Source organism: Deinococcus sp. Arct2-2 (assembly GCF_004801315.1).
Taxonomy (GTDB): Bacteria; Deinococcota; Deinococci; order Deinococcales; family Deinococcaceae; genus Deinococcus.
Genome location: NZ_SSNW01000029.1, coordinates 22,065 through 37,446 on the forward strand (window position 1 = coordinate 22,065; position 15,382 = coordinate 37,446).

Here is a 15,382-nt window from a genome sequence, read left to right on the forward strand (position 1 = left end):
GGTTATTTTGTCCCTCCCGCGTTACCCTACTCCCATGACCGATTCTCAGTCCTTGTCCAGAGAGGCAACCACCGCTCTCTTTCTGGCCATTCAGGCTGCCGATGTGGACACCGTGCGGGCGCTGGTGCAGGCGCGTCCGGCGCTGCTCTCGGCGGTCAGTCCGATGGGCGTGTCGCCGCTGCTGTTTGCCACTTATTACGGCAAAGCGGAAGTGGCGCGTGCATTGGTTGAGCTACACACGGAACTGGGCGGCCCACCCCTGACCGTGTTCGAGGCGGCGGCCACAGGCGAGCTGGACGCCTTGCGGGCGCTGCTGAACACCGATCCCACCAGCGTGAATGCCGTCAGCGCCGATGGTTTTACCCCGCTGGGGTTGGCGGCCTTTTTTGGGCGGGAGGCAGTGGCCGCCGAACTGCTGGCACGCGGAGCCAACGTGAACGCGGTCAGTACCAACGCCATGAATGTTCAGCCCCTGCATTCCGCTGTGGCGGGCAACCACACGGGATTGACACGTCTACTTCTGGCACATGGGGCCAATGTCAACGCTGTGCAGCAAGACGGATTCACGCCCCTGATGGCGGCGGCCCAACACGGCAACATGGCGTTGGTGCAGGAGATGTTGGCAGCCGGAGCCGATGCCGCCGCCTACACCCTCGACGGACGCAGCGCCGCAAGCATCGCGCAGGAGGAAGGCCACTCGGAGTTGGCGGCCTTGCTGGGCACATTTCTAAGCACTCCCCACGTCAAGCCACAAGAAACCCGGAATGCAGCTTCCGCCGCTGTGGGCAACACTACGGGTATGACCAATCCCAATGGCGACCATGACGCCGGACAACCCGTTGCACACGAGGATGGCCGCCCCGCCGACCACCGCACGGGATTTCAGACGCCTGATCCTAAAGACGGACATCAGCCGTTTTACACCACCACGCCCGAAGACAGCCGTGTCAGCAGTGCCGATCACAGCACCTACGAACCGGTTCACATGCAAGACCCGCACGAAATTACGGCGCAGTTTGACCACCTCGCCACCCGTGACCCCGCGCAGATGGAACACGCCCCGCAAGACGCCGAGTATGCCGGAGCGCAGTCTGTGGCAGGCTTGGGCGGCGAGCTGCTAGACACGGTGGCCCCCTCAGCAGGCCTCGGCATGAACAACACTGCGGCGTTGGCAGGCGATTCTCAGCGCCGCAGCGCCGACCCCAACGCCGCCTACACGCCCCCCAGCGAACAAGGGCCACCCCACGTCAGCCAGCGCCCCGGCGATTTGCCGCAGGGCATGACCGAAGAACTGCAAAGCGAAGTGTCGGGGGATGACCGGAAGTAAGCTTGATCTAAACAGAAGCCTGCGCCTCTGATCCGGGGGCGCAGGCTTCTGTTTGCGAACAAGGTTTTACAGCGCCAGCACGTAGACTTCGCCGTCTTCTACCAGCGTCTTAAAAATCTGTACGGCTTTCACGGCGGGCAGGGTTTTGGCCTTGCCTGTCGCCAACTCAAATTTAGCTCCGTGCTTGGCGCAGGTGATTCGGCCCATACTCACGTCGCCGCCCAGCAGCGGGAAATCCTTGTGGGTGCAGTTGTTGCGCAGGGCGTAATACTGGCCCTCGTAGCCCACTACCACCACATGCACGCCGCCCAGCAGCACCTCGGTTTGGCTGCCGTTGGGGAGGGCGGCGACTGCGCCTACATGCACGCGCTCCGGTGGGGTAGGGGCAGACGGGGAAGAAGAAGACAGGCTCATGTCTGCGAGTTTAGCGGGGCCGGGGCCGCCCGAATGCGGTCTGTAATTTCATCGGTGGTGGCGGCGTCTACCCAGTCCCAAAAGTCCGGGCGGGCCGTGAACGCCTGCATGAACGCCCCCAGTACTTTGCCGCTCAGTTCGGGCCGCAACTCCATCACCAAGCGGCCACTGAATTTGCTCCGTCGCACCTCATCGCGCTTGGCGGCGGCAGCTTCGGCCTCCAAAAAGTCCGCCAAACCCGACTGGGGAAACAACTCGAACAGAACTTCAAGCGGCTGATTCGGCTCACGCTGCGCCGGGGCCACCCAGCCTGCCCGCTCCAAAAATTCCGCAAAGCGTTGAAGACCGGGCCGTTCCAGAATGCGCCGCCCAAAATCTCCTTCCGGCGAGAGGTACGGGCGGGCGCTGAAGCGGGAAGCGCCCGCTGCCCACGCAAACATAGCGGCTTCATTCTCAAATCCGGCGTGCCAGTGCGCGGCGTCCAGTCCGGCGGCCTGCATCACGTCGTCAATGCTCAGGCTCACGGTATAAGTGCGGAGGTAATGCGCCTCATCGGGGCGGCGGTACACGTACAGCAGGCCGCTTTCACCCCATTTCAGCCCCAGCGGGCGCATCATTCGGCCCAAAATATTGCCCAAATCGCCCCAACTCATGAACTCGAACCTTGTCCGCAGTTCGGCGGGCGGCGTCGCCATCAAATCCAACTGAAATCCACCGAAATCATGCGATTCGATGCCCTTCACATACCGCGTTTGCGTGATGCCCAAGCGGGCGCGGAACTCGGCCAAAAACGGTGCGGTCAGGGCGTCCCGGCTCACCAGCACGTCTAAATCTCCAAAATCGGGTTTGTCGGCGTGGTACAGCGGAATGAACCACTGCGGGCCAGCGGGCGTATCGGGCAAAAGCTCGTGCAGCACGGCCCGCACTTGCCCTTCTCGGCGCAGGTATTCGGCACGCGGCAGGCGTGGAAAGTGAAAGAGTTGGCCGCCCATAGGTGCAGTCTAGAGACTGGCGAGGGAAAGGGAATGCCCTGTTTGGCCTAGGGCTGCGCCACTTCCCGCACGGTGACGCGGTTGCCCCAAGGGTCATGCAGCGTGAGGGCGTCGCCGCCGTCCTGCACGTCGTCCCGCCCGCTCAGGTGGGTTCGCAGGCTGCTCAGGTCAGGCGTCAGAATCTCGATGCCCCCCAATCCGGCGGCGGGCGTGCTGGGCGCGGGCTGCCCGCGTGAGTGCCACTCGTTCAGGCCGATGTGGTGGTGGTAACCGCCCCAAGACAAAAAGGCCGCGCTGCCCATGTCGGCCACCACGTCCAGCCCCAAGGTTTGGGCATAAAACTGGGCTGCCTGCGCCGCATTGCCCACCTTCAAATGCACATGACCAACGACAGTTCCGGCGGGTGCGCCTTCAAAAACCGTGTCCCCGGCGGCAGCCAGCAGGTCTTCCACGTCCACAGCTTTGGTGTCCATCTTCACCTGTCCGTCTTCCCAAGCCCACGCGTCACGGTTGCGGTCACGGTAGACCTCGATGCCGTTGCCTTCGGGGTCGTTCAGGTAAATGGCCTCGCTGACCAGATGATCGCCCGTGCCGAGGCGCAGGCCCGCTCCAGAGGCGTTCAGGCCCACCGCGTGCCGCAGCCAGCGCCCCAAATCGGCACGGCTGGGCAGTAAAAACGCCGTGTGGTACAAACCGGGGCGAGATAGAGGCGCGGGCGACAAGCTGGGATCGCCTTCTAGGTACAGCAGCGGCGTGCCGTGTGCGCCGAGCGTAATACGGGTTGGCCCATCTGCAATGGGCGTTAGGCCCAGTAGCGTGCTGTAAAACTCGCTGAGGGCAGGCAAATCGCGTACCCGCAGTGTCACGGCTCCGGTGTGGGTTTGGGGCGGCAAGGGGAGAGAGGAAGTCATGCTTCAGCATCCTCCTTATACTTTAAAAAGTCAACCGATTTAGTATCCATATCATTTTTGGTTTTTAACAGCAAGAAGGCGGGTGCGGCCTGTCCCGGTGCGCCCAAGCCCGTATAAGGTGCGTCGGCAAAGGCGATCACGTCTGGCACACCTTCCTCACCTGCTTCCCGCCGCTGGGCCAACGCCTGCACCTCGGCAAAAAACAAGTTGGGAATGCTGCGCCTACACACCCGAACCGTGTGAGGCCCCCGCGCCGTATCGAGTGCAAACACGTCGCAGTCTCCTTCCTCGCCGGTATGCCGCGCCGCCAAAATGCCTGTGCCCATCTGCATTTCCAGCATCGGCTTGAGGGTTCCCGGCAAGCTAGGGACGTGGGAAGAATGGGGCATAGATCATCCTGACAGAGTTCCCGCCAAAAAACCCTCCAGTCTGCTCCGCAGCCGGCCCCCCTTAAGGGGAGCGCAACAGCTTTTGTCCTCCCCTCAAGGGGGGCATTGCGGAGCAATGGGGGGGTTCACCTTCCGAGTCAAATTAAGCTCGCGTGTAAACCCCCCAGTCTGCTCTCCTGCGGAGCTGTACCAGTTCGCAGCCAGCCCCTCTTGAGGGGAGCGCAACAGCAGTTGTCCCCAGCAATGGGGGGGTTCACCTGCCAACTCCACCGCCCTCCACCCAAAGGAGGATGAGTGTCATACACATTTTGAGGTATCAACTCAGGTAAGTTTCTTACTCCTCAATTTGCTCCTTTTGCCCCACCGCTCGCCCGGAGGTTTTCCCTATGGTTCAGACTGCGCTGAATTCCTTGCTCGACGCTCTTTCCTCCGTATTGGCCTTAGCAAGGCCGCTGGCCATAATTGCCGCTGGCCTGCTGCTGGCCCTGATTCTCATTGGCCTGCTTGACCGGGAACGGTTCCGGGCGGGCCTGAGTTGGCTGGGAGCGCGGCTGCCTTGGCTGGGGCGCTGGGCGCTGGTAGCGTTGGCAGTGGGCGCGGGTGCATTAGCCCTGAACGTGACGCGGCGGGCGGTGGATGCCCGCTTGGGAGCGCAGCAATCGGCCCGCTACGCCAACGCCGCCGACCCGGACGGGGGCCAAACCACCCAGCAAGCCCCCCGCGCCAGCCTACTGAAAAGCACGACCTACACGCGCTCTATCACGCTGCCCGCCGAAGTCTATGCCCGCCTTCAGGTCAACGGGGGGTGGGAAAATCTGCTGCCTTACTTCGGCAACCCGGACGGCCAAACGGTGCAGGACTTCCGCGAAGGCTTTACGCGCCGGGGCCGCAACCTGACCTACACCCGCGACGTAACGTTGCAAACCGAAGAACCCGTGAATCTGGACACCAGCACAGTGCTGGCCGATCTGAAATTCGTAGACCCGGCGGGCGGGCGTGGCACGTACTACAACGCGGTCTTCAACGCCGATTACACCTTTACCAACCCCCAAACGGAGGCGGCCACCTTGCGTTTCGCCTTCCCGCTGCCCGATGGAAGTGGCACCCTCAGCGGCTTTAAATTAACCGTGAACGGGCAGGCCTACCGCGCCTCCGATCTGGCGGGCGGCAGCGTGTGGACGGGCGAAGTGGCGGCGGGCCAGACCGTGAAAGTGAATGTGACCTACCGCCATCAGGGGGCCAAAGGCTGGAGCTATCTGCTGGGCCAACGCCGCGAAAGCGTGAAGAACTTCGACCTGACCATCAACGCAGACCGGCCCGCCAAATTCCAGCGCTACACGCTATTCCCCACCAGCCAGACGCGCACGGCGCTGGGCATGGCACAGGTCTTGCGTTGGCAACTGGAAGACGTGATTACCGCGCAGGACGTAGCGGTGGTGTTCACGCAGGGCAGCATCCGCGAAACGTTGGGCAAACTGGGCCTCGTGGGGCCGCTGGCCGTGTTGTTTGCCGCGCTGCTGTGCGGGGCATGGGCCGTATCGCGCTGCCTGAAACTGCTGCCACTCTCACTAGCAGGCGCGGTGCTGGGCCTCAGCCTCGGCTTGATTCTGGGCGGCGTCCTGACCTTCTATCTGCCCGTAATCGTGGCGCAACTGTTAGGCGTAGTGGTGGGCCTCGCGCTGGCTGTAACTGCACTGGGACGGCCTTACGTCGTGCCGCTGGCGTTGGCCGCCGTCATTCCGCTGGTGTTCCTCAGTGGCGGTCATGCGTCGCTGCTGTTGGTGCTGCTGGCGGGGATTACGTTGGTGCTGTTTTTGCGGCGGGGAAGGAGAGTTGTCGGGGGCGGTGAGGAAGGTCTAAGGGTCTAAAAGTCGATGGTCTAAGGTGCTGAGGCAGGAGCGTGGGGGCAGGAATGTCTTTTCGCTCCCCTTGAGGGGGGCCGTTGCAAAGCAACCGGGGGGTTTGCCTAGACGCAAGAGAGCAATCCCACCCCCGCTTCTCCCACTGACCACTACCCACTCACCACTACCCGTTTTTTGCGGTGCAACACTGCCGCCGCTACCACCCCTGCCACAAATCCGAACAAATGCGACTCCCACGAAATCTCCGGATTGCTGGGCAGCACGCCCCACAGCGCTCCGCCGTAGAGCAGCAGGGCCACCGCAGCGGCGATGATGGCCGAGGCTGAGCGTTCCCACCACCCCGCGCCCAGCAGGTAGGCGAGGTAGCCGAACACCAGTTCGCTGGCCCCCAAATGCACACTGCCGCCCCGTCCGAACAGCCAGACCAACGCGCCCCCCAACGCCACGATCATCAACGTTGCCAGCAAGAAACGCCATAGCCCATGCAGGGCCGACATGAAGGCCAATACTGCGACGGGCACGGTATTGGCGAGCAGATGACCAAAGCCGCCGTGCAAAAAAGGTGCGCTGAAGATGTGCCCGAGGGCGTCCGAGTTGCGCGGTTGGATGCCGTACACGTCCAGAGCGCCGCCGAACGCGACTTGATCGGTAATTTCTTGCAACCACAGGCCGCCCACCAGCACCAGAGTGACCACGCCAGCTTGCACCACAGGCGGGCGGCGAGCCGGAACAGGCGGCACAGTCGGGGGGAACACGTTGGGCGGCGGGCGGGAGCGCATGGGGTCAGTCTAAAGACCTCGCCGCTTGCTTACGCTGAGGGGCGTTTATGCTGGTCAATCTTGCTGACGCCACCCAGTTGCCCGCACATCATCTGATCCGTCCCTCACACACGTACACCCAATGGAACCGCTCCCAGCGCGGCTTTTTGGGTTTGGCGTGTTACGGTCAGGGTATGACGACACACAAGCCGGGGCAGCGTGGATCTGGTCAGGGTGGGGCCGGAGAAGCCGACGGTATGCACGCCCACTTCGAGCATGCGTTGGTGCTGGAAACCGCCCGCGTCACGGAAGGCGCGGCGTTGGCGGCCAGCCGTTGGGTAGGTATGGGCGACAAAAACGCCGTAGACGCGGCGGGCACAGAAGCCATGCGCCAACTCCTCAACAGCCTCGATATTCGCGGCACTGTTGTGATCGGGGAAGGCGAGATGGACGAGGCCCCCATGCTGTACATCGGGGAGCAGGTGGGGCAGGGCAAATACGAGGTCGATATTGCGGTTGACCCGGTAGAAGGGACGGTGGTGACGGCCAAGGGGTTGCCCAACGGGCTGGCGGTCATCGCCCTCAGCGAGCGCGGCGGCCTTATGCACGCGCCCGACTGCTACATGGACAAATTGGTGGTGCCGCCCCCAGCCGCAGGCCGCGTGAACATCGACTGGCCCGTAGAGGCCAACCTCAGCGTGATTGCCCAGAGCCTAGACCGCGATGTAGAAGACCTGCTGATTACCATTCTGGATCGGGAGCGCCACACCGACCTGATCAGCCGGGTACGCGGCGCGGGCGCACGGGTCAAGCTGATCGGGGACGGCGATGTGGTGGCGAGCCTTGCCGTCGGCGTGCGCGGCACGGGCGTTCACGCGCTGATGGGGTCAGGCGGCGCACCGGAAGGCGTGCTGAGTGCAGCGGCCCTGAAGTGCCTCGGGGCCGAGATTCAAGGCAAATTCATTGCCGAAGACGACGCCATGCGCGAACGCTTTAGGACGATGGGCGTAGAAGAAGGCCGCGTGTACAAGACCAATGACCTCGCCCCCGGCAACCAAATGGTGTTCAGCGCTACCGGGATTACCTACGGCGAACTGCTGAACGGCGTGCGGCGGTTTGGTGGCGGGGCACGCACCCACACGCTGGTGATGGGCTACGCCACGCGGGTCGTGCGCTTTATAGATTCCGTGCATCTGGAAGACGACGGGGCGCGGGTGACGATTCGGATTTAGAGAACAGTTGAAACGAAGAAGGTGGATCATGGGCAAAAATAAACCACGATCCACCTTCTTCGTTCGCCGTATCAGTTCAACCGCATCCAGTAGTAATCATATTTGCCCAGCGTCATTGGGTACGCGGCCTCGGCCACTGCCGGAAACGGGCTGGCTCCGGCCAATGTAACGGGGGTTCGGCCCACGTAATCGGTGAGGTCAAGCGTGGCGGCCTGCGCGTTGCCTGCAAAGTTGCTCACGATCAGCAGGGTTTCGTTTTCGTGCTGGCGAATGAAGGCCAGTACCGCTGGGTTGCCAGTATCCACAAACGTCAGGTCGCCGTGAGCAAAAGCGGGGTGGGCGCGGCGCAGTTCGAGTTGGCGGGCCGTCCATTTCAGCAGGCTGCTGGGGTCGCGCTCCTGACTGTTCACATTTACGCGCTGGTAACCGTAGACCGGGTCGCCAATAGGGGGGAAGAAGCACTGGTCGGGCGTGGCCGTCGAAAAGCCGCCGCTCATGCCCGCGTTCCACTGCATCGGCGTGCGAACCCCGTTGCGGTCAGCGAGGGTCAGGTCGTCGCCCATGCCGATCTCGTCGCCGTAGTACAAGATGGGGCTGCCGGGGAGGGCCAGCAGTACCGTGTTCAGCAGCTCTATGCGGCGGCGGTCATTGTCCAGCAGGGGCGCGAGGCGGCGGCGAATGCCCACGTTGATCTTCATGCGCGTATCGGGCGCATAGGCTGCGTACATGAACGAGCGTTCGTCGTCGGTCACCATTTCCAGCGTCAATTCGTCGTGGTTGCGCAGGAAGGTGGCCCACTGCCCGAATTTGGGAATGGCGGGCATCCTGTCCATAATTTCGCGGATGCTGGTCGTATCTTCCTTTTTCAGGCTCATGTACAGGCGCGGCATCACCGGAAAGTTGAAGCACATGTGGAATTCGGGGTCAGCGTCGGTGCCGAAGTATTCCGCCACGTCTTCGGGCCACTGGTTCGCCTCGGCCAGCAGCAGGCGTCCGGGGTACTCGGTGTCCACCATGCGCCGCATGCCCTTCAGAATGTCGTGCGTTTCGGGCAAGTTCTCGCAGTTGGTGCCCTCGCGCTCGATCAGGTACGGCACGGCGTCTACCCGGAAGCCGTCCAGCCCTAAATCCAGCCAAAAACGGGCGGCGATCAGCAGTTCTTCCTGCACTTTGGGATTGTCGTAGTTCAGGTCGGGCTGATTGCCAAAGAAGCGGTGCCAGTAGTAGCGCCCGCACTGCTCGTCTTTTGTCCAGTTGCTGGTTTCGGTATCGGTAAAAATGATGCGTGCGCCGCTGTATTCGGTGCCGCTGTCGCTCCAGACATAGTAGTCGTGGTACTCGTTGGGTGTGCCATCGGGCAGCACCGGGCCGCGCCGCGCCGCCTGAAACCAAGCGTGGTCGGAACTGGTGTGGTTGGTCACGAGGTCGCCCACCACTTTCAGGCCGCGTGCATGGGCTTCGCGCAGAAACACCTTAAAATCGTCCATTGTGCCCAAATCGGGGTGAATGCCCACGTAGTCGGCCACGTCATAGCCGTCGTCGCGCAGTGGGCTGGGATAAAAGGGGAGCAGCCACAGGCAGTCCACACCCAGATTCTTCAGGTAGTCCAGCTTTCCGGTGAGGCCCGGAAAATCGCCTTTGCCGTCGCCGTTGCCGTCTGCGAAGGTTCGCACAGACAGTTCGTAAAATACGGCGCTCTTGTACCATTCGGGTGTTGCGGCGGTGGAGGCGGGCTGCGTCATGTGCGCGAGTTTAACCGATTCAGAAGGGGGGGCTGGGGAGGGGAACCCGCGACTCGTCTGCACTGCCCATCTGCACGGCTCGGCTTGACCGTGACCCAAGTGACCTACACGTCATACTCTGCCGGGTCAGTTAAAGTGTAAGAATCTGCACATGGACAAGCTGTTGCCCGATGCTCTGCGCCCATTGCCCGCAACAAGCAAATTGGTCTGGCTGTACATTCATCGATATCCCGGCTCCCACAGCATCCGCAGTTTGCAAGCGGCGCTCGGCAGCACGGCGGGCCGCGCCCTGCCCACGTTGCTGCAAGCGGGCCTCCTTGTTCAGGAAGAAGCGCCGAGGGGCAGACGGCTGGGCAAATACCGCGCCGTGAGCTTGTCTGCGCCGCCTGATGCTTGTGCTGGTGTTGCGCCTCTAGGCAACAGCTTGCCGTCCGACACCCCTCCTGTTGAAACACTTCTGCCTGACACTCTGCCTTCTGGAACTGAGCCGGGTACCCTTTACAGCGACGCCAATTTTGTAGAGGTACATCAGCTTTGGCAAAACGCGACGTTTGGCGGCGTGTGGCGCATGGTGGTGCAGCTTGAGGCCGACGCTGCAATCTTCGCCGACCCTGACCACAAACTAAATGTGCGTGTGCTGCACACGGAACTGTGGCCCAATTGGGCCAATTTGGACGCCGATCAAGCCTCGGCTCTGGCCGATGTGGTGGCCCGTTGGTCAGCCGTCGGCAAAAAGCTCGAATCTATCGTCAACAAGGGCTTGAAAGAGCGCAACCGCACTGGATTCTGGTTTCTGAAGGACGAAACCCCACTGCCGATCACTGACCCGGAGCAATTGAATTGACCTGAGCACGGTGATGCCGAGCTTGCCAAATCTGCGCTTTTAGCCCCTACATATAAGCTTGCTAGTGCGGAAGCGTGCGCCGAATCGGGGCGGGCAGTGCGTGCTGTTCCAGTTGGAATGTGCGCCAATCGGGGCCGTGTGCGCGAAGAATCCGGGCTTCGTGCTCGTGCAAAAAGGGGCGGGCTAACTGGCGGCCCTACGCGGGCAAAATCGGTTGGCCGTCTAGGGTAAAACGCCCGGTGCGCCGCTCGTAATACAGTTCGCCTTCAGGCAACTTCAGTGTAAGGCCCGTGCTGTGCAGGATCAGACTGTGCCGCTCCATAAAGTCCAGTGTGTAGGCGCTGCTGCCTGTATTCATCGGAGTCTTTTGGTAGCCCAAGCGCGTCAAGTCGCCGCGCCTTGCATCCAGTCCTAACAGCCAAAACTGCACGGCGAGTGGGCAACGGGGAAGAATGTGGAACCTTGCCACAAATTTGATAATAGCTTATCATTATCAAATATGACCCAAGTCACCCCCGGTTCTTCTGCCCCCTCTGTGCCCATTACCGTGCTGTGCGGCTTCCTCGGTGCAGGCAAAACCACGCTGCTCAATCATCTGCTGACCCAAACGGAGGGCCGCAAGATCGCCGTGATCGTCAACGAATTTGGCGCGGTGAACATAGACGCTTCGCTGGTGGTCAAAACCGATGAGAAAACCATCGAACTCAGCAATGGCTGCATTTGCTGCACCCTGGGCGGCGACTTGCTGCACGCCGTTCACGACCTGCTGGCGACCCGCGAACTCGACCACATTTTGATTGAGTCCACGGGTATTGGCGAGCCGTTGCCGATTGCCCAAAGCTTTTGCCTGACGCCCGAAGAACTAGGCCTAGAGAATGGGCAGGGGGAGCCTGAACCGGGCCAAGCGCCCATTCCCAATCTGCTGGGCCGCGTCCACGTAGATGCAATGGTGACGGTGGTGGACGCCGCGCAGTTTTTCCCGCTCTGGAACCGCTCCGAGAGCATTCCGGGTGACGAGCAGGAACGCGGTTACGGCGAACTGTTGGCCGAGCAGATCGAATTTGCCGACTTGATCGTGCTGAACAAGCTGGATTTGGCCTCAGCAGAGGATGTGCAAAGCCTGCGCGAACTGGTGGCTCTCACCAATCCCCGCGCCCGTGTGCTGGAAGCGGTGCGGGGCAGGGTAGAGGCTGACGCCGTGCTGAACGTGAATCTGTTCGACTTCGAGGCCGCCAGCCAACTCGATTCTTGGATGGAAGAACTGGAAAAAGAACATACGCCCGAATCGGAAAGCTACGGCCTCGGCACGCATATCTACCGCCGCCAGCAACCCTTCGATGCCGAAGCCTTTCACCGGGCGCTGACCACCGGACTCCCGCACAACGTGATTCGCTCTAAAGGCTGGATCAATCTGGGCGACGGCGTAGCCACCTTGTGGAACCACACGGGCCGCCAACTGGCGCTGGAACAGGCCGGAGAGTGGCTGAGCGACGACGGAGCCTTCAGCGAAATCGTGTTTATTGGCCGGGACTTGGACGGCGCGGCACTAGACGCCCTGCTGGACGGGGCGCTTCGACAAAGTACCCTGATCCTCCATTCCCCCTCGCTTCAATATGATAAGGATGTATCAATATGAGCCGTGAATGCTACCTGACTGGAAAGAAGAACCTTGTGGTGAATGCCGTGACGCGCCGGGGCAAAGCGCGTGCTGCGGGTGGCGTGGGCCGCAAAGTCACGGGCGTGACCAAACGCACCCAAAAAGCCAACTTGCAAAAGAAGACCATCCGTGAGCAGGGCATAGAAAAGACCGTGTGGCTCAGCGCCCACGCCCTCCGCACGCTTGCTAAGGGTGGGTTTACAGGCGTGGAACTGGCATGAAGGGTGTTTGGATTGCTGGAGCGTTGACGCTGGGAATGGCTCAGGCTGCGCCTCTTTCGGTCAGCGCCACGACGACTATCATCGGTGATTTTGTGCGTGTGGTAGGCGGAACCCGCGTGACTGTAAATATCATCGTGCCTGCGGGCAGCGATACCCATACTTTTCAGCCGTCTACCTCCGTAATTCGTGCGTTGGCGGGCAGCCGTGCCCTCTTCGTGAACGGAGCCAACTTGGAACCTTGGCTGCCCAAGCTGACTGCCTCTGCACCCAGAGTCAAAGTGGTCACGCTGACCAAAGGCTTAAAGCTGCGTGAGGGAGCGGAAGAAGACCACGCTGCGGCAGAAGAACACGGCGCGTTTGATCCCCATGCGTGGTGGGATGCGGAGCTGGCTGCTGGGTACGTGCGGAACGTGCAGGCGGCCCTGACAGCGCTTGACCCTGCCGGAAAAGCCGTGTACGCCAACAACGCCGCCGCTTACCTGAAGCAACTCAGCGCCGCCGACGCCTACGCCAAAGCACAGTTTGCCAAGATTCCAGCAGCCCGCCGAACGATTGTTACCAACCACGACGCCCTCGGCTATCTGGCCGCCCGCTACGGCCTGAAGATCGTGGGGGCCGTGATTCCGGGCCTGAGTACCGAGCGCGAGCCGAGTGCGCGGGAGTTGGCGGGCTTGGCCCAAACGGTCAAAAAGAGTGGCGTGCGCGTCATCTTCACTGAAAACACCGTGAATGCCCGCCTCGCTCAAACGCTGGCCCGCGAAACTGGGGCTACAATTGCCCCGCCGCTGTACACCGATGCGCTGGGGCTAAAGGGCAGCGCGGGCGAAAGCTACCTCAAAGCCTTGCGCTTCAACGTAGATACGATGGTCAAGGCGTTGCGGTAGTTCCTCTGATCGTGCCCCTCTTGATTCCGCCTTCGCAGTATCACTCTGCACGCGCTATGCTGGCCGGATGCTGGGCGTAGACCATTTGACCGTGCAATACGGTTCTCACACGGCGCTGGAAGACGCCACTGTGCGCTTTGAGGCGGGCCAGTTCAGCGCCGTCATCGGCCCCAACGGTGCGGGCAAAAGCACGTTGCTGAAAACGATGGTGGGCCTGTTGCCTGATCCCGGTGGCAGCGTGCGCTTCGACGCAGGCCACACCGCCCAAAGTTGCGTCTCTTACGTGCCTCAGCAGCAAACGCTGGACTGGGGCTTTCCCGTGACGGTCTGGGATGTGGCGATGATGGGCCGCACCGGACGGTTGGGGTGGTTGCGCTGGCCCAGCAAAACGGATCGGGAACGGGTGGTGGCGGCCCTCAAGGAAACGGGCGTGTACGAACTGCGGGGCCGTCATATCGGCGCACTCAGCGGTGGGCAGCGTCAGCGGGTGCTGCTGGCCCGGATGTTGGCCCGCGACGGTCATTTGCTGCTGCTGGACGAACCCCTGACCGGAGTGGACGCCGCCACGCAGGAACAACTGATGGGCCTGTTGCGGGCGCAAGCCGACCGGGGCCGCGCTGTGGTCATGGTCACACACGACTTGGAGCAGGCGCGGCGTTGGTGCGATCATCTGGTGTTGGTAAACCGCCGAATCATTGCCGACGGCACGCCCGACGAGGTGTATACGCCGCGCAACATAGAAGCTACGTTTAGTAGCAGTCATCTGGGCCACACCCACGCGGAAGCTTGATGGGAGCGGGAAAAGATTGTCTAAGGGGCAAAGGGTCTAAGGGTCTAAGAACAGCCAACACCCAGCGACCCGGTGCTTTTGCCCTTAGACCCTTAGACCAAGCCCCGATCATCTCAACCGCCCGCCCACTCACCCACAAGGCAACTCAATGGACTGGCTGACTGACCCCCTGCAATTTGGATTCTTCGTGCGGGCACTCTTGGCCGTCGTGCTGGTTAGTGTGTTGTGTGCGCTGGTGGGCGCGTGGGTGGTGCTGCGCGGCCTCAGCTACATTGGCGACGCCATGAGCCACGCCGTGTTTCCGGGCATCGTGGGGGCATTTTTGGCGGGCGGAAACCTGTTGGTGGGAGCGCTGGTGGCCGCCGTGCTGACCGCCTTAGGCATTGGCGCAGTGGGGCGGCAAAGTGGCCTGAAGCAAGACAGTGCCATCGGCATCGTGTTCGTGGGCATGTTTGCGTTGGGCGTGGTCATGCTGTCGCGTGCGCCTACGTTCACCACCGACCTCAGCAATTTCCTGATCGGCAATCCGCTGGGCGTCACCCCCGCCGATTTGTGGGGCGCGTTGGCGGTCACGTTGGTGGTGGGCACCATCCTGACCGCCATGCAAAAGGAACTCCTGCTGGCCTCCTTCGACCCCACCGAGGCCCGCGCCATCGGCCTTCCGGTGCGCCGCCTAGAGAGTCTGCTGCTTATTCTGATCGGGTTGGTGGTTGTGCTGACCGTGCAACTCGTGGGGACAACCCTCAGCGTCAGCCTCCTCATTACTTCTAGCGCCTCGGCCCGCCTGCTGTCGCGCAGCCTCCGCAACATGATCGGATTGGCCGCCCTCCTCGGCACACTGGGCGGCGTCACGGGCCTGTATCTCAGCTATTACCTGAACACAGCCCCCGGCGCAACCATCGTATTGGTCAATACGGCGCTGTTCGGGTTGGCGCTGGCACTGCGAAAACGAGACTGATCAGGCAGAGGCCATCAGCTCTGGCCTTCCAACCAAGCAAAGATGTCCACGCTGTTGCCGTCCGGGTCGCTTACGGTGGCGTAGCGCTGGCCCCAAAAAGCATCGTAGGGCGCGGCTTTCACCTCATGGCCCTGTGCTTGCAAGCGCTCGCAAGCGGCGTCCACCGCTGCCGGAGTGCTGGCCTCCAGCGCCGTGCTGAGGCGGGCCTGACCTCTGGGCGGCGCAGTCCAACCGGGGTACACCTGACGCACCAGTTCCTCTGTCTCCCACGCAATTCGCAGGCCGTTTTGATTAATTTCCACATGTTGTTCCGGCTCGCCCTCTGCGTTCAGGTGCGCCCCTGCGGGAATGGGCAGCCCAGCGTGCGGTAGAAGTCAAGGCTGCGCTGCATGTCGGCCACT

Annotated in this window: 17 protein-coding genes; 9 read left to right on the forward strand and 8 right to left on the reverse strand. The window is 62.0% G+C overall.

What is annotated here, in order from left to right; translation table 11 throughout:
* Window positions 1-34 precede the first annotated feature (34 nt).
* A complete protein-coding gene (locus E7T06_RS12755; protein WP_240741046.1) occupies window positions 35-1,327 on the forward strand; it encodes an ankyrin repeat domain-containing protein in 1,293 nt (430 codons plus the stop codon).
* A gap of 66 nt (window positions 1,328-1,393) precedes the next feature.
* Here the strand turns inward: E7T06_RS12755 and E7T06_RS12760 are convergent, their stop codons facing one another.
* Genes E7T06_RS12760 through E7T06_RS12775 form a run of 4 tightly spaced genes read right to left on the reverse strand, consistent with a single transcriptional unit; the run spans window position 1,394 to window position 4,033 of the window.
* Window positions 1,394-1,741, reverse strand: coding sequence for a Rieske 2Fe-2S domain-containing protein (locus tag E7T06_RS12760; protein ID WP_136366164.1), 348 nt, complete (start codon window positions 1,739-1,741; stop codon window positions 1,394-1,396).
* Complete coding sequence (locus E7T06_RS12765) at window positions 1,738-2,733, reverse strand: hypothetical protein (RefSeq protein WP_136366165.1); 996 nt, start codon at window positions 2,731-2,733, stop codon at window positions 1,738-1,740. Before E7T06_RS12765 ends, E7T06_RS12760 begins: the two co-directional genes overlap by 4 nt.
* Window positions 2,734-2,780: 47 nt before the next feature.
* Window positions 2,781-3,644 (reverse strand): VOC family protein, encoded by an 864-nt coding sequence (locus E7T06_RS12770; protein WP_136366166.1) that lies wholly within the window; start codon window positions 3,642-3,644, stop codon window positions 2,781-2,783.
* Entirely contained in the window at window positions 3,641-4,033 is a 393-nt protein-coding gene (locus E7T06_RS12775) for a hypothetical protein (protein ID WP_136366167.1), read from the reverse strand. Before E7T06_RS12775 ends, E7T06_RS12770 begins: the two co-directional genes overlap by 4 nt.
* Window positions 4,034-4,419: 386 nt before the next feature.
* On the opposite strand from E7T06_RS12775, the gene E7T06_RS12780 reads away from it, so the two are divergent.
* Window positions 4,420-5,901, forward strand: a complete 1,482-nt coding sequence (locus tag E7T06_RS12780; RefSeq protein ID WP_136366168.1) for a hypothetical protein — start codon at window positions 4,420-4,422, stop codon at window positions 5,899-5,901.
* 143 nt (window positions 5,902-6,044) lie between these two features.
* On the opposite strand, the gene E7T06_RS12785 is transcribed toward E7T06_RS12780, so the two are convergent.
* Window positions 6,045-6,674, reverse strand: a complete 630-nt coding sequence (locus E7T06_RS12785) for a rhomboid family intramembrane serine protease (RefSeq protein WP_136366169.1) — start codon at window positions 6,672-6,674, stop codon at window positions 6,045-6,047.
* A gap of 236 nt (window positions 6,675-6,910) precedes the next feature.
* Here E7T06_RS12785 and glpX point away from each other — a divergent pair, with 236 nt between their 5' ends.
* Window positions 6,911-7,885 carry a class II fructose-bisphosphatase gene (glpX, locus tag E7T06_RS12790; RefSeq protein WP_136366197.1) on the forward strand — a complete coding sequence of 325 codons (975 nt, stop codon included), beginning with the start codon at window positions 6,911-6,913 and terminating at the stop codon, window positions 7,883-7,885.
* 71 nt (window positions 7,886-7,956) lie between these two features.
* On the opposite strand, the gene treS is transcribed toward glpX, so the two are convergent.
* Window positions 7,957-9,627: a maltose alpha-D-glucosyltransferase gene (gene treS, locus E7T06_RS12795; RefSeq protein ID WP_136366170.1), complete on the reverse strand. Its 1,671-nt coding sequence runs from the start codon at window positions 9,625-9,627 to the stop codon at window positions 7,957-7,959.
* Between the two features lie 151 nt (window positions 9,628-9,778).
* Here treS and E7T06_RS12800 point away from each other — a divergent pair, with 151 nt between their 5' ends.
* Window positions 9,779-10,471 (forward strand): hypothetical protein, encoded by a 693-nt coding sequence (locus E7T06_RS12800; RefSeq protein WP_136366171.1) that lies wholly within the window; start codon window positions 9,779-9,781, stop codon window positions 10,469-10,471.
* A 196-nt stretch (window positions 10,472-10,667) separates the two neighbouring features.
* On the opposite strand, the gene E7T06_RS12805 is transcribed toward E7T06_RS12800, so the two are convergent.
* Complete coding sequence (locus E7T06_RS12805; protein ID WP_136366172.1) at window positions 10,668-10,940, reverse strand: hypothetical protein; 273 nt, start codon at window positions 10,938-10,940, stop codon at window positions 10,668-10,670.
* 30 nt (window positions 10,941-10,970) lie between these two features.
* Here E7T06_RS12805 and E7T06_RS12810 point away from each other — a divergent pair, with 30 nt between their 5' ends.
* From E7T06_RS12810 to E7T06_RS12830, 5 genes are all read left to right on the forward strand, one after another.
* Window positions 10,971-12,107 (forward strand): GTP-binding protein, encoded by a 1,137-nt coding sequence (locus tag E7T06_RS12810; protein WP_136366173.1) that lies wholly within the window; start codon window positions 10,971-10,973, stop codon window positions 12,105-12,107.
* A complete protein-coding gene (rpmB, locus tag E7T06_RS12815) occupies window positions 12,104-12,349 on the forward strand; it encodes a 50S ribosomal protein L28 (RefSeq protein WP_136366174.1) in 246 nt (81 codons plus the stop codon). Before E7T06_RS12810 ends, rpmB begins: the two co-directional genes overlap by 4 nt.
* Window positions 12,346-13,233, forward strand: a complete 888-nt coding sequence (locus tag E7T06_RS12820) for a zinc ABC transporter substrate-binding protein (protein WP_136366175.1) — start codon at window positions 12,346-12,348, stop codon at window positions 13,231-13,233. The genes rpmB and E7T06_RS12820 overlap by 4 nt, the downstream gene beginning before the upstream one ends.
* A gap of 67 nt (window positions 13,234-13,300) precedes the next feature.
* The gene (locus tag E7T06_RS12825) at window positions 13,301-14,023 is read left to right on the forward strand and encodes a metal ABC transporter ATP-binding protein (RefSeq protein ID WP_136366176.1); all 723 of its coding nucleotides are present in this window, start codon (window positions 13,301-13,303) and stop codon (window positions 14,021-14,023) included.
* A 148-nt stretch (window positions 14,024-14,171) separates the two neighbouring features.
* The gene (locus tag E7T06_RS12830) at window positions 14,172-14,981 is read left to right on the forward strand and encodes a metal ABC transporter permease (RefSeq protein WP_136366177.1); all 810 of its coding nucleotides are present in this window, start codon (window positions 14,172-14,174) and stop codon (window positions 14,979-14,981) included.
* Between the two features lie 14 nt (window positions 14,982-14,995).
* Here E7T06_RS12830 and E7T06_RS12835 read toward each other — a convergent pair whose 3' ends face one another.
* The gene (locus E7T06_RS12835; RefSeq protein WP_205750922.1) at window positions 14,996-15,283 is read right to left on the reverse strand and encodes a VOC family protein; all 288 of its coding nucleotides are present in this window, start codon (window positions 15,281-15,283) and stop codon (window positions 14,996-14,998) included.
* Between the last annotated feature and the right edge of the window lie 99 nt (window positions 15,284-15,382).

Excerpts from the sequence above, each read along its gene's own strand:
- E7T06_RS12770 (WP_136366166.1), bottom strand. The coding sequence starts at position 3,644 with ATGACTTCCTCTCTCCCCTTGCCGCCCCAAACCCACACCGGAGCCGTG.
- E7T06_RS12810 (WP_136366173.1), top strand. The coding sequence starts at position 10,971 with ATGACCCAAGTCACCCCCGGTTCTTCTGCCCCCTCTGTGCCCATTACC.
- E7T06_RS12775 (WP_136366167.1), bottom strand. The coding sequence starts at position 4,033 with ATGCCCCATTCTTCCCACGTCCCTAGCTTGCCGGGAACCCTCAAGCCG.
- E7T06_RS12780 (WP_136366168.1), top strand. The coding sequence starts at position 4,420 with ATGGTTCAGACTGCGCTGAATTCCTTGCTCGACGCTCTTTCCTCCGTA.
- rpmB (WP_136366174.1), top strand. The coding sequence starts at position 12,104 with ATGAGCCGTGAATGCTACCTGACTGGAAAGAAGAACCTTGTGGTGAAT.
- E7T06_RS12830 (WP_136366177.1), top strand. The coding sequence starts at position 14,172 with ATGGACTGGCTGACTGACCCCCTGCAATTTGGATTCTTCGTGCGGGCA.
- glpX (WP_136366197.1), top strand. The coding sequence starts at position 6,911 with ATGCACGCCCACTTCGAGCATGCGTTGGTGCTGGAAACCGCCCGCGTC.
- E7T06_RS12760 (WP_136366164.1), bottom strand. The coding sequence starts at position 1,741 with ATGAGCCTGTCTTCTTCTTCCCCGTCTGCCCCTACCCCACCGGAGCGC.
- E7T06_RS12755 (WP_240741046.1), top strand. The coding sequence starts at position 35 with ATGACCGATTCTCAGTCCTTGTCCAGAGAGGCAACCACCGCTCTCTTT.
- E7T06_RS12820 (WP_136366175.1), top strand. The coding sequence starts at position 12,346 with ATGAAGGGTGTTTGGATTGCTGGAGCGTTGACGCTGGGAATGGCTCAG.
- E7T06_RS12765 (WP_136366165.1), bottom strand. The coding sequence starts at position 2,733 with ATGGGCGGCCAACTCTTTCACTTTCCACGCCTGCCGCGTGCCGAATAC.
- E7T06_RS12785 (WP_136366169.1), bottom strand. The coding sequence starts at position 6,674 with ATGCGCTCCCGCCCGCCGCCCAACGTGTTCCCCCCGACTGTGCCGCCT.
- E7T06_RS12800 (WP_136366171.1), top strand. The coding sequence starts at position 9,779 with ATGGACAAGCTGTTGCCCGATGCTCTGCGCCCATTGCCCGCAACAAGC.
- treS (WP_136366170.1), bottom strand. The coding sequence starts at position 9,627 with ATGACGCAGCCCGCCTCCACCGCCGCAACACCCGAATGGTACAAGAGC.
- E7T06_RS12825 (WP_136366176.1), top strand. The coding sequence starts at position 13,301 with ATGCTGGGCGTAGACCATTTGACCGTGCAATACGGTTCTCACACGGCG.